Origin of the sequence: Pseudomonas sp. VE 267-6A, from assembly GCF_024126555.1 — a bacterium.
Lineage (GTDB): Bacteria > Pseudomonadota > Gammaproteobacteria > Pseudomonadales > Pseudomonadaceae > Aquipseudomonas > Aquipseudomonas palmensis.
In genome coordinates, this window is record NZ_JAMYBY010000001.1 from 181,995 (window position 1) to 198,207 (window position 16,213).

A 16,213-nucleotide genomic window follows, 5' to 3' on the forward strand; every position below is an offset into this window, starting at 1 on the left:
GCTTGACCCGCGATAGAGCGCGCAGCGCTCGCAGCTTCAGTTGTCGACCCACCAGTTCAGCAACGTCTCATCCTCGTCGTCATCGAGGTTCTGGTAGATGTTGGCGTAATACCACTGCACCCCCGTCGCCTCCCGAAACCGGTCGAACACCGGGCGAATCGCCTCGAACCCATTGCTCGCCGGCACTGCCAGCGTCAGGTTGCCTTTGTAGCGACCGTCCAGCGTGCCGCCCAGCAACGTCTGCACCTCGCTTTCCAGCGTGTCGACGGCATCCTGGGGCAGCTCGTTGGCGTAGATATGAATGCAAAAATTGCCACCCCGGCGCACCACCTCGACATGCTGATCGGGGATGGCCGTGCAGATGATGTCGCCGCGCGCCATGTTCAGCGCCAGCCCCGGCGACGACAGCAGTTCATAGGTATGTTCGCCCACTTCGCGCACCGGCACGCTTTCGAACACCGGCTCGCCGTTCTTCTTTCTGTCGACGAATACGCGAATGTGCGGTGAATGCTGACAATCCATCGGTCTGTCCCTGGCCTGTTCAGAAAGGCCGCATGCTAAACCATTACAGCCTCTTCGCCAGCATCGCTGGCTTATCTGGCAGGCTATGGCATCTTGCAATCCACCCTCATCACCTCCAGATACCCAATATCACCTGACGCATCCGGACTCCCACCATGACCGACCCCCTCCACATCCCCTGCCCCCACTGCAACGGCCTCAACCGCATCCCCGCCGCACGCCTGAGGGACGCACCCAAGTGCGGGCGCTGCAAGGGTGAGGTCCTGTTGCACAAGCCATTCGAATTGAAACAGGGCGACTACGCCAGCCAGATCAAGGGCGACCTGCCATTGCTGATCGATGTGTGGGCCGACTGGTGCGGGCCCTGCAAGGCGTTCGGCCCGGTCTTCGAACAGGCCGCCGGCCAACTGGCCGGACGCTGCCGCCTGGCCAAGCTCGACAGCGAAGCCAATCAGCAACTGGCCGGGCAACTGGGCATACGCTCCATTCCCAGCCTGATCCTGTTCAAGAACGGCCGCGAAGTGGCGCGCCAGAGCGGCGCCTTCCCACTCCAGCAACTGCTGGAATGGCTGCGCAGCCAGGGGGTCTAGGCATTTTCCAGCAGCGTATGCAGTTCGACGAACTGCTGGGTCAGCTTGTGCCGCGGTTCCAGGTGAATCAGCGGCAGGCTGGCCTGGTGGGACTCGCGCATCTTCACCGAGCTGTTGAGGTACACCGGCAGCACCGGCAAGCCTTCGGCAATCAGTTCGTCGAGCATCTGCTGCGGCAGGCTGGCCCGCGCCTGGAACTGGTTGACCACGATGCCCTCGACTTCCAGGCCCTCGTTGTGGTCTTCCTTGAGCTCTTCGATCTCGGCCAGCAGGCCGTACAGCGCCTGACGCGAGAAGCTGTCGCAGTCGAAGGGGATCAATACGCGATCGGCGGCGATCAACGCTGAAACCGCATAGAAGTTCAGCGCAGGCGGGGTGTCCAGGTAGATGCGGTCGTAATCGTCGGACAGCTCGTCCAGCAGCTTTCGCAGTTTGTTGATCTTGTGCTTGGCCTCGAGCTTGGGCTGCAGGTCGGCCAGCTCTGCCGTGGCGGTCACCACATGCAGGTTGTCGAACGGGGTTTCATAGATGTCGACCTTGTTCTTCTTGGCGAAGGGCCCCGAGGACAGGGTCTGCTTGAAGAAGTCGGCAATGCCCATGGGAATGTCCTCGCCGGTCAGGCCGGTGAGGTACTGGGTCGAGTTGGCCTGGGCGTCCAGGTCGATCAACAGGGTTCGATAGCCTTCGTTGGCACTGACGGCCGCCAGGTTGCAGGCAATGCTCGACTTGCCCACGCCACCTTTCTGATTGAACACCACGCGCCGCATGAACAGACCTCCATGTGAAAGGAACTACCGAGTATGTGAGGGTTGCGCCGGTTTAGCCAGTGCCTTTCAGCCCTGCGCCTGGGCCTGGCGGATCAACAGTTCGGTGAACGCCCGGGCCATCGCCGACACGTCCTCGCGCCGCTGCGCCAGCCATACCGCTGTCACCGCGTCGGCGTCGAGCAAGGTGCGGTACGCCACCCCGTCGATGCGCATGCGCTTGAACGACGCCGGCAGCACCGACACCCCAAGCCCCGCCGATACCAGGCCGATGATGGTCATGGCCTCGCCTGCCTCCTGGGCAAAGTGCGGGCTGAAGCCGGCCGAGCGCGCCAGGCTGAGCAACTGCGCGTGCAGGCCGCTGCCGTAGCTGCGCGGGAAGAACACGAACGGCTCCTGGGCCAGGGCCGCCAGCGGCAGGCCCTGCTCGTTGCCCTGGGCCAGCGGGTGCGCGGCATTGAGCACCGCCACCAGCGGCTCGCGGAACAGTTCGGTGATCACCACGCCATCGGGCACGCTCATCGGGCGCATCAGGCCAACCTCGATGGACTCGTCGAGCAAGGCATCCACCACGTCGCGGCTGCTCATTTCCTTGAGGTTCAGGTGCACCGCCGGGAAGCGCTGGCGAAACGCATTGATGGCCTTGGGGATGCTGGAGTTGAACGGCGCCGAGGAGGTGAAGCCGATCTTCATCTCACCCAGCTCGCCGAGCTGGGCACGCCGCGCCACGTCGGCGGCCTTGTCGACCTGCGCCAGCACCTGGCGCGCCTCGTCGAGAAACAGCCGGCCGGCTTCGCTGAGTGCCACCCGTCGGTTGGTACGCTCGAACAGGCGTGCACCCAGCTCCTGCTCCAGGGCCTGGATCTGCTGGCTCAGCGGCGGTTGAGAGATGCCCAGTTGCTGTGCGGCACGGCCAAAATGCAGCTCTTCGGCCACGGCGATGAAGTAGCGAAGGTGGCGCAGTTCCATGGCAACTCCAATAGGTCGTAAAACCTCTTAAACAGGTCGAACAATATATTGGAAAAGATCAATAGCCAGCTATATGCTTTTTTCACTGCCTGCGAGGCCGTGCCCCTTTCGAGGTCCCCGTGAAAACTGCTGTTGCCCATGAGCTGCCCCCTGCCCCGGCGAACACCGCCGCCCCCCTGAACGAAAGCTGGATCGAGAAAGGCACCCCTGCGTTCATGCGCACGGTGCTGGCATTGTTCTGTGGCGGCTTTGCCACCTTCGCCCTGCTGTACTGCGTGCAGCCGATGATGCCGCTGCTGTCCCACGAGTTCTCCATCAATGCCGCCCAGAGCAGCCTGGTGCTGTCGGTGTCGACCGGCCTGCTGGCGTTCGGGCTGCTGGTGACCGGGCCGATTTCCGACCGCGTCGGGCGCAAGCCGGTGATGGTGTTCGCCCTGTTCTGCGCCGCGCTGTGCACCATCGCCAGCGCATTGATGCCCAGCTGGCACGGCGTGCTGGCCATGCGTGCCTTGGTGGGCCTGTCGCTGAGCGGGCTGGCGGCGGTGGCCATGACCTACCTGAGCGAAGAGATTCATCCGCAGCACATCGGCCTGGCCATGGGGCTGTACATCGGCGGCAACGCCATCGGCGGCATGAGCGGGCGCCTGATCACCGGGGTACTGATCGACTTTGTCAGCTGGCACACCGCGATGCTGGTGATCGGCGGCCTGGCACTGGTCGCGGCGGCAGTGTTCTGGAGGATCCTGCCCGAGTCGCGCAACTTCAGTGCACGCTCGATGAACCCGCGCAGCCTGCTGAACGGCTTCACCCAGCACTTTCGCGACGCCGGGCTGCCGTGGCTGTTTCTGGAAGCGTTCCTGCTGATGGGCGCCTTCGTCACGCTGTTCAACTACATCGGCTACCGGCTGCTCGCCGAGCCGTACCACATGAGTCAGGCGCTGGTGGGGCTGCTGTCGGTGGTGTACCTGGCAGGCATCTACAGCTCGGCGCAGATCGGCGCACTGTCGGACAAGCTGGGGCGGCGCAAGGTGTTCTGGATGAGCATCCTGCTGATGTTCGGTGGGTTGCTGCTGACGCTGTTCTCGCCCCTGGTGCTGGTGATCGTCGGCATGCTGGTGTTCACCTTCGGCTTCTTTGGCGCGCATTCGGTGGCCAGCAGCTGGATCGGCCGGCGTGCGCTCACGGCCAAAGGGCAGGCCTCTTCGCTGTATCTGTTCAGCTATTACGCGGGGTCGAGCGTGGCGGGCACGGCAGGCGGGGTGTTCTGGCATTACGGTGGGTGGAACGGCATCGGGCTGTTCATCGGCAGCCTGCTGGTGATCGCACTGCTGGTGGCGTTGCACCTGAGCAAGCTGCCGGCGCTGCCGGGGAATGTGAAGGGCTGATACCCCTCGCCGGCAAGGCCGGCTCCTACCAGGAGCCGGCCTTGCCGGCGAAGCTGTTCAGTTGATGATTTCGACCAGGTCGACATCGATCTCGCGGGACATCAGGTTCTTCTCGACCTCACCGGTCAGCTTGACCTTGGTCTTGTCGTTGAAGGCCACCGCCGGCAAGTCTTCGTTGTCGATCTCGACGGTGATGGTGCCGCTGGCATCCTTGAATTCGTACTTGTCGTCGTTGTTGAGCTTCTTGACCACAAAGCCCTGCAGTACCACCGGAGTGTCGTCGGCGGCGTCGTTGGCTGCCGCGACCGTGGTGACCGGCTGGGCGCCAGGGCCGGTGTAGCCGGCGGCCATCGCGCCAGTGGTGAACAGCGGGGCAAGCAGCAGAGCCAGGTAACGAGTTTTCATGGTGGGCATTCCGTTTCAAGTGGGGATGCGCTCAGGTTAATCCCCACGCCTGAACTGAAGCTTAATGCGCGATGGTGGGAAACCCGATCAGGCCAGCAACGCGGTGAGGCTCAGAATCGGCATAAGGATGGCCAGCCCGATGAACAGCATCACACCGCCCGTCATCGCCAGCATCAATGGCTCAAACAGGCCCAGGGCTCGTTCAACCCTTACGTCCGACAGCAAACCGTGCCACCTCAGTCGACGCCGCAGTGCGTGCAACGCGAGCCGTGCGAACACGCCGGCGGCGACCAGCACACCGGCAAACGGCAGCGCAAAGCGCTGCCCGCTCTCGTTCAGCGCCATCGAAATGCGGATCGTGGCCGGCAACGCCTGCTGGTGATGGGCGAATATCTGCACGACATCAGGGATCACGACACCCAGCAGGAACGCGAAGATGGCCAGCACGGCGCACATCAGAATCGCCGGACACAGCAACGCCAGGCGGATGCCCTGACGCGTCAGTTGCTGGTTGTCACCGTGCTCGGCAAGCCGTTGGCAGGTTGCCGCCAGCAGGGGATGCTGTACTGCGCGGGTATCCTTGGGCACGGGTTCCTTCCTTGAATGGCACGGCTGTGCATCGAGGTCGGAATGGTAAGGGAGGGGGCTTGGACGGGCAGTAGGACGGATCGGCGGGGGAGCGTGAAAAGTCAGTGGCGGGGCCGCGATGCGCGGCACCCGCCAGGCAGTTGCCCGTTACTGGTGGTACTGCGCCGACAGTTCGTGCACGGCGTGGATGAAGGCACCGGCATGTTCCGGATCGACTTCCGGGGTGATGCCATGGCCCAGGTTGAACACGTGGCCGGTACCGTGGCCATAGCTGGCCAGGATACGCCCGACTTCGGCGCGGATGGCCTCGGGCTTGGCGTAGAGCACGGTCGGGTCCATGTTGCCCTGCAGGGCCACCTTGCTGCCCACGCGCTGGCGCGCCTCACCGATGTCGCAGGTCCAGTCCAGGCCCAGCGCGTCGGCGCCGGCATCAGCAATGCTTTCCAGCCACAGGCCGCCGTTCTTGGTGAACAGGATCACCGGCACCTTGCGCCCTTCGTGCTCGCGGATCAGGCCGCTGACGATCTTGCGCATGTAGGCCAGGGAGAACTCCTGGTACGCCGCCGCCGACAGGTTGCCACCCCAGGTGTCGAAGATCTGCACGGCCTGTGCACCGGCCAGGATCTGCCCGTTGAGGTAGCTGACCACCGACTGGGCGAGCTTGTCGAGCAGCAGGTGCATGGCCTGCGGGTTGTCGTAGAGCATGGCCTTGGTCTTGCGAAAGTCCTTGGACGAGCCGCCTTCGACCATGTAGGTGGCCAGGGTCCACGGGCTGCCGGAGAAGCCGATCAGCGGCACACGGCCGTTGAGCTCGCGGCGGATGGTGCTGACCGCATCCATCACGTAGCCCAGGTCCTTTTGCGGGTCGGGGATCGGCAGCGCCTCGATGTCGGCCAGGGTGCTGATGACTTTCTTGAAGCGCGGGCCTTCGCCGGTTTCGAAATACAGGCCCTGGCCCATGGCATCAGGGATGGTCAGGATGTCCGAGAACAGGATCGCGGCGTCCAGCGGGTAGCGGTCCAGCGGCTGCATCGTGACCTCGCAGGCGAACTGCGGGTTCATGCACAGGCTCATGAAGTCACCGGCCTTGGCGCGGCTGGCGCGGTACTCCGGCAGGTAGCGGCCGGCCTGGCGCATCATCCACACCGGGGTGACGTCTACGGGTTGCTTGAGCAGGGCGCGCAGAAAACGATCGTTCTTCAAGGCAGTCATGTCGGCATCCGGAAAAAAAGTGGGGGCATTTTCTCAGACACCAACGTAAAAGGCACGGTATGAACCGTGCCTTTTGTCTATCGACCTGTGGTAGGTCAATAGATTTAGTTAAAAGCTTCGCCGGCAAGGCCGGCTCCTACAGGTTTGGCAGGAGCCAGCCTTGCCGGCGAAGAGGCCCGATCAGACCTCCAGGTAGTCCAGAATCCCCTCGGCGGCATTGCGCCCCTCGAAGATAGCCGTCACCACCAGGTCCGAACCGCGCACCATGTCGCCACCGGCAAACACCTTGGGGTTGCTGGTCTGGTGCTTGAAGCGGTTCTGCTCCGGCGCCACCACACGGCCCTGGCTGTCGGTCTGGATGCTGAACTGCTCGAACCACGGCGCAGGGCTGGGGCGGAAACCGAAGGCGATGACCACAGCGTCCGCCGGGATGATCTCTTCGGAACCCGGAATCGGCTCCGGGCTGCGACGGCCACGGGCATCCGGCTCGCCGAGACGGGTCTCGACCACCTTCACGCCCTCGACCTTGTCTTCACCCACGATCGCGATCGGCTGGCGGTTGTAGAGGAACTTCACGCCCTCCTCCTTGGCGTTCTTCACCTCCTTGCGCGAGCCGGGCATGTTCGCCTCGTCACGCCGGTAGGCACAGGTCACGGCCTTGGCGCCCTGGCGAATGGAGGTACGGTTGCAGTCCATCGCGGTGTCGCCGCCGCCCAGCACCACGACCTTCTTGTCCTTCATGTCGACGAAGTCTTGCGGGGACTTTTCAAAGCCCAGGTTGCGGTTGACGTTGGCGATCAGAAAATCCAGCGCGTCGTGCACACCCGGCAGGTCTTCGCCAGGGAAGCCACCCTTCATGTAGGTGTAGGTGCCCATGCCCATGAACACCGCATCGAACTCCTCGAGCAACTGGTCCATGGTGACGTCCTTGCCCACCTCGGTGTTCAGGCGGAACTCGATGCCCATGCCGGTGAAGACTTCGCGGCGGTTGCTGAGCACGGTCTTTTCCAGCTTGAACTCGGGGATGCCGAAGGTCAGCAGGCCGCCGATCTCGGGGTTCTTGTCGAACACCACCGGGGTTACCCCGCCGCGCACCAGCACGTCGGCACAACCCAGGCCCGCCGGGCCGGCACCGATCACCGCGACGCGCTTGCCGGTGGGCACCACCTTGGACATGTCCGGGCGCCAGCCCATGGCGAAGGCGGTGTCGGTGATGTACTTCTCCACCGAGCCGATGGTCACCGCGCCGAAGCCGTCGTTGAGGGTACAGGCACCCTCGCACAGGCGATCCTGCGGGCACACCCGGCCGCACACTTCGGGCAGGGTGTTGGTCTGGTGCGACAGCTCCGCAGCGGCGAGGATGTTGCCCTCCGACACCAGCTTGAGCCAGTTGGGAATGAAGTTGTGCACCGGGCACTTCCATTCGCAGTACGGGTTGCCACAGCCCAGGCAGCGGTGGGCCTGTTCGGCCGACTGCTGGGGTTTGAAGGGCTCGTAGATTTCCACGAACTCTTTCTTGCGTTGACGCAACAGTTTCTTCTTCGGATCCTTGCGCCCGACCTCGATGAACTGGAAGTCATTACTCAGACGTTCAGCCATGTTCAAAACCTCATCAAACTCTTCAGGCGCATATCACTGCGGGTTGGCACGGGTGCTGGACAGCAGGTTCTTCAGGTTGGCCGCCTTCGGCTTGACCAGCCAGAAGCGACGCACGTAGTCATCCAGGTTTTCCCAGAGCTCACGACCCCATTCGCTGTTGGTTTCTTCGACGTATTCACCCAGCACGCGCTGCAGGTGGCTGCGATAAGCCTCCATCGCCTCGCCGCTGATACGCTGGATCTCCACCAGTTCGTGGTTGACCTTGTCGACGAAGCTATTGTCCTGGTCGAGCACGTAGGCAAAACCACCGGTCATCCCGGAACCGAAGTTGTAACCGGTCTTGCCCAATACGCAGACAAAGCCCCCGGTCATGTATTCACAGCAGTGATCGCCCGTGCCCTCGACGATGGCGTGGGCACCGGAGTTGCGCACCGCGAAGCGCTCACCCGCGGTACCGGCGGCGAACAGCTTGCCGCCCGTGGCGCCGTACAGACAGGTGTTGCCGACGATGGCGCTGTGCTGGGTTTCGAACGGGCTGCCCGCTGGCGGCACGATCACCAGTTTGCCGCCGGTCATGCCCTTGCCGACATAGTCGTTGGCATCACCTTCGAGGTACATGTTCAGGCCACCGGCGTTCCACACCCCGAAGCTCTGCCCGGCAGTGCCCTTGAAGCGGAAGGTCAGCGGCGCCTTGGCCATGCCCTGGTTGCCGTGCAGGCGGGCGATTTCACCAGAGATCCGCGCGCCGATGGAGCGGTCGCAGTTGCAGATATCCAGCTCGAATTCGCCGCCGGCCAGGTCACGGATCGCCGGCAGGGCCATCTGCACCATCTTCTCGGCCAGCACGCCCTTGTCGAACGGCGGGTTGCGGTCCACTTCGCAGAACTGCGGCTTGTCGGCCGGAACGTGCGGGCTGCCCAGCAACGGGCTGAGGTCCAGGTGCTTCTGCTTCTCGGTTTCACCGGGGAGCATTTCCAGCAGGTCGGTCCGCCCGATCAGCTCGCCCAGGCTGCGCACGCCCAGCCTGGCCAGCCATTCACGGGTTTCCTCGGCCACGTAGGTGAAGAAGTTGACCACCATGTCGACGGTGCCGATGTAGTGGTCCTTGCGCAGTTTTTCGTTCTGCGTGGCCACGCCGGTGGCGCAGTTGTTCAGGTGACAGATGCGCAGGTACTTGCAGCCCAGGGCGATCATCGGTGCGGTGCCGAAGCCGAAGCTCTCGGCGCCGAGGATCGCGGCCTTGACCACGTCCAGGCCGGTTTTCAGGCCGCCGTCGGTCTGTACCCGCACCTTGCCGCGCAGGTCGTTGCCACGCAGGGTCTGGTGGGTTTCGGCCAGGCCCAGTTCCCACGGTGCACCGGCATACTTGATGGAGGTCAGCGGCGAGGCGCCGGTACCACCGTCGTAGCCGGAGATGGTGATCAGGTCGGCATAGGCTTTGGCCACGCCGGCGGCGATGGTGCCTACCCCGGCTTCGGCCACCAGCTTGACCGAGACCAGCGCCTGCGGGTTGACCTGCTTCAGGTCGAAGATCAGCTGCGAGAGGTCTTCGATCGAGTAGATGTCATGGTGCGGCGGTGGCGAGATCAGGGTCACGCCCGGCACCGCATAGCGCAGCCTGGCGATCAGGCCGTTGACCTTGCCGCCCGGCAGCTGGCCGCCCTCGCCCGGCTTGGCGCCCTGGGCCACCTTGATCTGCAGCACTTCGGCATTGACCAGGTATTCGGGGGTGACGCCGAAGCGGCCGGTGGCCACCTGCTTGATCTTGGAACTGCGGATGGTGCCGTAGCGGGCCGGGTCTTCGCCGCCCTCGCCGGAGTTGGAGCGCGCGCCCAGGCGGTTCATCGCCTCGGCCAGGGCTTCGTGGGCCTCAGGCGACAGCGCGCCCAGGGAAATACCCGCCGAGTCGAAGCGCTTGAGGATGGCCTCCAGCGGCTCGACTTCGCTCAGGTCCAGCGGCTGCTCCAGGGTTTTCACCTTGAGCAGGTCGCGGATCATCGACACCGGACGCTTGTCGACCAGTGCGGTGTATTCCTTGAACTTGGCGTAGTCGCCCTGCTGCACGGCAGCTTGCAGGGTATTGACCACGTCCGGGTTGTAGGCGTGGTATTCGCCACCGTGCACGAACTTGAGCAGGCCGCCCTGCTGGATCGGCTTGCGCGGGCTCCAGGCTTCGGCGGCCAGCAGCTTCTGCTCGTTCTCGATGTCGACGAAGCGCGCGCCCTTGAGGCGGCTGGCCACGCCACGGAAGCTGAGGTTGACCACTTCCTCGGACAGGCCCACGGCTTCGAACAGCTGCGCGCCCCGGTAGGAACCGATGGTCGAGATGCCCATCTTGGAGAGGATCTTGAGCAGGCCCTTGGAGATGCCCTTGCGGTAGTACTTGAACACTTCGTCCAGGTCACCGAGCACTTCGCCGGTGCGGATCAGGTCGGCCAGCACTTCGTAGGCAAGATACGGGTACACCGCCGAGGCGCCGAACCCGATCAGCACCGCGTAGTGGTGTGGATCGCGGGCGGTGGCGGTCTCGACCAGGATGTTGCTGTCGCAGCGCAGGCCCAGTTCGGTCAGGCGATGGTGCACGGCGCCCACGGCCAGCGACGCATGCACCGGCAGCTTGCCGGGTGCGATATGACGGTCGCTCAGTACCAGCTGGGTCTTGCCGCTGCGCACGGCTTCTTCGGCCTGTTCGGTGATGTTGCGCACGGCCGCTTCCAGGCCGATGCTTTCCTCGTAGTTGAGGTCGATCACCTGGCGTTCGAAGCCCGGGCGGTCGAGGTTCATCAGCGAGCGCCACTTGGCCGGCGAAATCACGGGCGAGCTGAGAATCACCCGCGAGGCGTGCTCGGGGGATTCCTGGAAGATGTTGCGCTCGGCACCCAGGCAGATCTCCAGCGACATCACGATGGCTTCGCGCAGCGGGTCGATCGGCGGGTTGGTGACCTGTGCGAACTGCTGGCGGAAGTAGTCGTAGGTGGAACGCACGCGTTGCGACAGGATCGCCATCGGCGTGTCGTCGCCCATCGAGCCCACGGCTTCCTGGCCCTGCTCACCCAACGGGCGCAGCACCTGGTCACGCTCCTCGAAGGTGACCTGGAACATCTTCATGTACTGCTTGAGCTGGTCGCCGTCGTAGCTGGCCACGCCCTGGTCGTCGCTCAGGTCGGCCTGGATGCGCAGGGCATTCTGGCGCAACCAGCGCTTGTACGGGTGGCGCGACTTGAGGCGGTTGTCGATCGCATCGGTGTCGAGGATCTGGCCGGTCTCGGTGTCGACCGCGAAGATCTGCCCCGGGCCCACGCGGCCCTTGGCGATGACGTCTTCGGGCTTGTAGTCCCACACGCCGATTTCCGACGCCAGGGTGATATAGCCGTTCTTGGTGGTGACCCAGCGCGCCGGGCGCAGGCCGTTGCGGTCGAGCAGGCACACGGCATGGCGGCCTTCGGTGAGCACGATGCCCGCCGGGCCGTCCCAGGCTTCCATGTGCATGGAGTTGTATTCATAGAACGCGCGCAGGTCGGGGTCCATGGTCTCGACGTTCTGCCAGGCCGGAGGTACCAGCATGCGCACGCCACGGAACAGGTCGATGCCACCGGTGACCATCAGCTCGAGCATGTTGTCCATCGACGAGGAGTCGGAGCCCACGCGGTTGACCAGCGGGCCGAGCTCTTCCAGATCCGGGATCAGGTCGTTGGCGAACTTGGTACGCCGCGCCTGGGCCCAGTTGCGGTTGCCGGTGATGGTATTGATCTCGCCGTTGTGGGCGAGGAAGCGAAATGGCTGGGCCAGCGGCCATTTGGGCAGGGTATTGGTGGAGAAGCGCTGGTGGAACACGCAGATCGCGGTCTGCAGGCGCTCGTCGCTCAGGTCCGGATAGAAGGCGGTGAGGTCCGCCGGCATCATCAGGCCTTTGTAGATGATGGTCTTGTGCGAAAAGCTGCAGATGTAGTGTTCGGCATCGGCGGCGTTGGCCACCGACGAGCGACGCCGGGCACTGAACAGCTTGATCGCGAATTCCTGATCGCTCAGGCCTTCGCCACCGACGAACACCTGCTCGATCTGCGGCAGGCGCTCCAGCGCCAGGCGACCGAGCACGCTGGTGTCGATCGGCACCTTGCGCCAGCCCACCAGGCTCAGGCCTGCAGCGAGGATCTCGCGGTTCATGTTGTCGCGCGCGGCTTCGGCCTTGGCGGTGTCCTGGTTGAAGAACACCATGCCGACCGCGTACTGGCGGGGCAGCTCGCTGCCGAACTGTTCCAGGGCCACGGCCCGCAGGAACCGATCGGGCTTCTGCATCAGCAGCCCGCAGCCGTCGCCGGTCTTGCCGTCGGCGTTGATCCCACCACGGTGGGTCATGCAGGTCAGGGCCTGGATAGCCGTTTGCAAAAGGTGGTGGCTGGGTTCGCCCGTCATATGGGCGATCAGGCCGAAACCACAGTTATCCTTGAATTCTTCGGGATGGTACAGACCTGTTTTCATAGACACTTTCTCACCAGGTTCGCCTCTCACCAAGGCAAATCTCTTTTTAATACAACCACTTACCATCCACGCCGAACGAACGTCAGCTTTGCGGGGGCAATACGGATGCCATTGTTGCACAGCGACAGTGAAGCCCACAAATTTACTGACGCATCAGTGAAAATCCATGTCGCATTTTTGAATGTTTTTATACAAGAATCCGTGGTAACGGAATTGCTTGAGTCTGAAGCGTTTCAGCCTGGACTGCAACAGGGGCTTGTGGCCGGCAGTCTGGGACAGAAAAGCCTGCCGCGTGTTACGCAGCAGGCTAGACCGGGGTTCAGGAGTCGCTCAGCAGGTGGCGGGGGTAGTGCCACCCGACCATGTATCAGCGGGTCGCAGCCAGTTCTTGTTGGACGCTGGCAACGGTACGAGGCCAAGGTTTACCAGCCTGGACCTTGGCTGGCAAGGTTTTGATTGCAGCGACGGCTGCATCGCGGCTGGAGAAGTTGCCGTAGGTGATCACGTACAGGGGTTTGCCCTGCAGGGTTTTCTTGAAGTAGCGATAGTCGCCACCCTCGGCCTTGACGAACGCCTGGGCCGATGCCTCGGAACTGGTGCCCAGGATCTGCACCACGTAGTTGCCTGGCGCCTGGCCGCTGTACCAGCTACCGCCCGCAGCGGGCTTGGCAGCGGGTTTTTCTGCAGGTTTGGGTGCTGGCTTGGCCGTGGCCACCTGCACGGGTGCAGGGGCGGGCTTGGCGGCAGGTGCAACCGGCTTGCTGGCCACTGGCGCGGCAGGCTGCTGCGCCGGTACAACCGGCTGGGCCATCGTAGGCGCCGGGCCTGCAGTGACACCGGCGGGCGGTGCAGTGGTGGTAACGGTAGGCGGCTGCAGTGCAGTGTCGCCAGCCGGGCCGGATTCCTCGCCATCACCCATGCCGGCCGCCTCGGCCAGCGGGCCGCGCATCACCGGCTGGGACTGGCCCACCAGTGGCAGCGGCATCGGCTGCGAAGAACCGGCGAACTCGATGGCCGGGCCACCGTTGTTCGACTGGGCATTGCCCGGCTTGCCCTGGCCCAGGGGCAGTTGCGCCTGCTCGGCAGGCGCAGTGGCCGGCGCCTGGTCGCCCTTCTTGGGCATCAGCACGGCTGCCGCCACGGCAACCACTACCACGGCAGACAACGCCAGCACGTGTTTCTTCGGCATATTGAACCCCATTGATGGTCGCTTCACCGGCGAGCGGGTGGCGAGCATGGCTTCGATCATGGTATCGCGGGCCACCTGGTTGATTGCTCCAGGCCAGCCGTCCGAGTTTTCGTGAATCTCGGCGATCTGCTCGCTGGTGAACACCTCGATGCCACGCCCGGCACCTTCCAGACGCTGCTCCAGGTATTCCCGGGTTTCGTCCTCGGTGTAGGGCTGCAACTCGATGACGTGGAAACGCTCCTGCTCGGCATTGAGTTCATCCAGGGCTGCGATCAGTGACGGCTCGCCGAACAGGAACACGTGCGGGCGACCTTCCGGTGTGCCCGCCGCCAGTTCCAGCAAGGCTTGGAGTGCCGACTCGCCAAGTTGTTCCGCATCGTCCACCAGCAAGTAGACTTCCTGACCGGTCAGCGCCAGCTGCACGATCTGGGCGAGGATCTCGGTGACTTGCGCCTTGGCCACGTTCAGCGACTGCGCTACCTGGGCCAGCAGGCCGGCTGCATCGCCGGCGCCACGCGCCGAAACCACCACGCTGAGCACCGACTGCTTGTTGGTGCTGGCCACCAGGGCCTGGCGCAGCAGGGTCTTGCCGCTGCCCAGAGGGCCTGTGACCACCAGCAGCAACTGGCTGTAGCGGGCCAGGTGATGCAACTGGCCCAGCACCGGCTTGCGCTGGGCAGGGAAGAACTTGAAGCCAGGCACCCGCGCAGCGAAGGGGTCATGGTTCAACTGGTAATGGCCGAGAAAGGCCTCGTCGGCATGCAAACTAGTCATCGAACTCTCGTCAACCTCAAAGCTGGGCCACGATTGCGCGGTAATCCGCCGCCAGCGTGGCCTGAAGAATCTCTTGCGGATAGTCGTCGGTCACCACGGCTTCGCCCATATGGCGCAGCAGGACCAGGCGCAGACGACCGTCGAGCACCTTTTTATCGACCGCCATGTGTTCCATGAAATGGGCCGGGGTCATTTCGGCCGGAGGCACCACCGGCAGGCCGGCGCGCTGGAACAGGCGAATGCCGCGGTCGCGCTGCGCCTGGCTGATCCAGCCCAGGCGCATGGACATTTCCAGGGCCATTACCGTGCCAGCCGCCACGGCTTCACCGTGCAGCCACACACCATAGCCCATGTGGGTTTCGATGGCGTGGCCAAAGGTGTGACCGAGATTGAGCGTGGCACGCACGCCCGACTCGCGCTCGTCAGCCCCCACCACGGCCGCCTTGGCCTCGCAGGAGCGCTGGATGGCGCGGGTCAGTGCAGCCTGGTCGAGCGCACGCAGCGCATCGACATTGTCTTCGAGCCAGCCCAGGAACGGCTCGTCGCAGATCAGGCCGTACTTGATCACCTCGGCCAGGCCCGCCGACAGCTCGCGCGGCGGCAGGCTCTTGAGGCTGGCGGTATCGATCAGCACTGCGTTGGGCTGATAGAAGGCACCGACCATGTTCTTGCCCAGCGGGTGGTTGATGCCGGTCTTGCCGCCCACCGACGAGTCCACCTGGGACAGCAGCGTGGTGGGCACCTGGATGAAGTCCACGCCGCGCTGGTAGCAGGCGGCGGCAAAGCCGGCCATGTCGCCGATCACCCCGCCGCCCAGGGCGATCACGGTGGTGCGACGGTCGTGACGTGCCGTCAGCAGGGCGTCGAAGATCAGTTGCAGGGTTTCCCAGTTCTTGAAGGCCTCGCCATCGGGCAGCACCACCGGCAGTACCGAATAGGCCCCCAGGCTGTGGGTGAGGCGTTGCAGGTAAAGGGGCGCGACAGTCTCGTTGGATACGATGGCGACCTGCTTGCCGGCAATGTGCGGCGCCAGCAGTTCAGGCTGATCCAGCAGGCCTTCGCCGATGTAGATCGGGTAGCTGCGTTCGCCCAGTTCGACCTTAAGTGTCTGCATGTGTCCCCACAAAGAACAAAGGCGCGGCATCGAAGACCCGACCCGCGCAATAACGAAGTGCCCTGCCAGGGCATGACTGGCCGCCGAGGATAGTCAAGCCTTAACGGGGCGGCAACTTCTGCAAGCGCTCCAGAATATCCAGAACCACCATGCGCGGCGGCCGCTCGTCGGTTTCCACCACCAGGTCGGCGATTTCCCGATAAAGCGGGTCGCGCAACTCGAGCAAGGCACGCAGCGTGGCCTCCGGGTTGGCCGTGCGCAGCAGCGGCCGGTTGCGGTCACGGGCCGTACGCCCCACCTGCTGCTCCACCGAGGCGTGCAGGTAGATCACGCGCCCCCCGGCATGCAGCGCCGCACGGTTGGCATCGCGCATCACCGCGCCGCCGCCGGTGGCCAGCACCACACCGTCGGCCTCGCACAGCTCGGCGATCATCGCCTGCTCGCGATCACGAAAGCCGGGCTCGCCTTCCTTGTCGAAGATCCACGGGATGTTGGCGCCCGTGCGCAGCTCAATTTCCTTGTCGGAATCCTTGAACGGCAGGCGCAGCTCTTTGGCCAGCAAGCGACCGATGGTGCTCTTACCGGCACCCATCGGCCCTACAAGTATCAAATTTCGCACAGAA

13 protein-coding genes are annotated in these 16,213 nt (G+C 64.0%); 2 read left to right on the forward strand and 11 right to left on the reverse strand.

The genetic code is table 11. The features are described from left to right. Positions 1–36: 36 nt before the first annotated feature. Positions 37–522 carry a DUF4265 domain-containing protein gene (locus tag NJH59_RS00780; protein ID WP_043860375.1) on the reverse strand — a complete coding sequence of 162 codons (486 nt, stop codon included), beginning with the start codon at positions 520–522 and terminating at the stop codon, positions 37–39. Between the two features lie 155 nt (positions 523–677). Here NJH59_RS00780 and trxC point away from each other — a divergent pair, with 155 nt between their 5' ends. Further along, a complete protein-coding gene (gene trxC, locus NJH59_RS00785) occupies positions 678–1,112 on the forward strand; it encodes a thioredoxin TrxC (RefSeq protein WP_054915555.1) in 435 nt (144 codons plus the stop codon). Here trxC and NJH59_RS00790 read toward each other — a convergent pair. Both NJH59_RS00790 and NJH59_RS00795 read right to left on the reverse strand, forming a co-directional pair. Further along, positions 1,109–1,879, reverse strand: coding sequence for a ParA family protein (locus tag NJH59_RS00790; RefSeq protein ID WP_043859929.1), 771 nt, complete (start codon positions 1,877–1,879; stop codon positions 1,109–1,111). The two genes, trxC and NJH59_RS00790, sit on opposite strands and share 4 nt — an antisense overlap. 66 nt (positions 1,880–1,945) lie before the next feature. After that, complete coding sequence (locus NJH59_RS00795) at positions 1,946–2,845, reverse strand: LysR family transcriptional regulator (RefSeq protein WP_253086233.1); 900 nt, start codon at positions 2,843–2,845, stop codon at positions 1,946–1,948. A 215-nt stretch (positions 2,846–3,060) separates the two neighbouring features. On the opposite strand from NJH59_RS00795, the gene NJH59_RS00800 reads away from it, so the two are divergent. Beyond that, positions 3,061–4,230 (forward strand): MFS transporter, encoded by a 1,170-nt coding sequence (locus NJH59_RS00800; protein WP_168186837.1) that lies wholly within the window; start codon positions 3,061–3,063, stop codon positions 4,228–4,230. Between the two features lie 57 nt (positions 4,231–4,287). Here NJH59_RS00800 and NJH59_RS00805 read toward each other — a convergent pair whose 3' ends face one another. The 8 genes from NJH59_RS00805 to aroK all read right to left on the reverse strand — a co-directional run bounded on the left by NJH59_RS00805 (position 4,288) and on the right by aroK (position 16,209). Continuing rightward, positions 4,288–4,635 (reverse strand): YgiW/YdeI family stress tolerance OB fold protein, encoded by a 348-nt coding sequence (locus NJH59_RS00805; RefSeq protein WP_043859932.1) that lies wholly within the window; start codon positions 4,633–4,635, stop codon positions 4,288–4,290. 87 nt (positions 4,636–4,722) lie between these two features. Further along, positions 4,723–5,223, reverse strand: a complete 501-nt coding sequence (locus NJH59_RS00810; protein ID WP_116052377.1) for a hypothetical protein — start codon at positions 5,221–5,223, stop codon at positions 4,723–4,725. A gap of 147 nt (positions 5,224–5,370) precedes the next feature. Continuing rightward, a complete protein-coding gene (hemE, locus tag NJH59_RS00815; RefSeq protein ID WP_043859934.1) occupies positions 5,371–6,435 on the reverse strand; it encodes a uroporphyrinogen decarboxylase in 1,065 nt (354 codons plus the stop codon). Positions 6,436–6,615: 180 nt separating this feature from the next. Continuing rightward, positions 6,616–8,034, reverse strand: a complete 1,419-nt coding sequence (locus NJH59_RS00820) for an FAD-dependent oxidoreductase (protein WP_043859935.1) — start codon at positions 8,032–8,034, stop codon at positions 6,616–6,618. Positions 8,035–8,067: 33 nt separating this feature from the next. Beyond that, on the reverse strand, positions 8,068–12,513 hold the full coding sequence (gltB, locus tag NJH59_RS00825; RefSeq protein WP_078481687.1) for a glutamate synthase large subunit: 4,446 nt from the start codon (positions 12,511–12,513) through the stop codon (positions 8,068–8,070). A 367-nt stretch (positions 12,514–12,880) separates the two neighbouring features. After that, positions 12,881–14,476 carry an AAA family ATPase gene (locus tag NJH59_RS00830; RefSeq protein WP_043859937.1) on the reverse strand — a complete coding sequence of 532 codons (1,596 nt, stop codon included), beginning with the start codon at positions 14,474–14,476 and terminating at the stop codon, positions 12,881–12,883. Between the two features lie 16 nt (positions 14,477–14,492). Continuing rightward, entirely contained in the window at positions 14,493–15,590 is a 1,098-nt protein-coding gene (aroB, locus tag NJH59_RS00835) for a 3-dehydroquinate synthase (protein WP_043859938.1), read from the reverse strand. A 100-nt stretch (positions 15,591–15,690) separates the two neighbouring features. Further along, positions 15,691–16,209 carry a shikimate kinase AroK gene (gene aroK / locus NJH59_RS00840; protein WP_043859939.1) on the reverse strand — a complete coding sequence of 173 codons (519 nt, stop codon included), beginning with the start codon at positions 16,207–16,209 and terminating at the stop codon, positions 15,691–15,693. Positions 16,210–16,213: the final 4 nt, after the last annotated feature.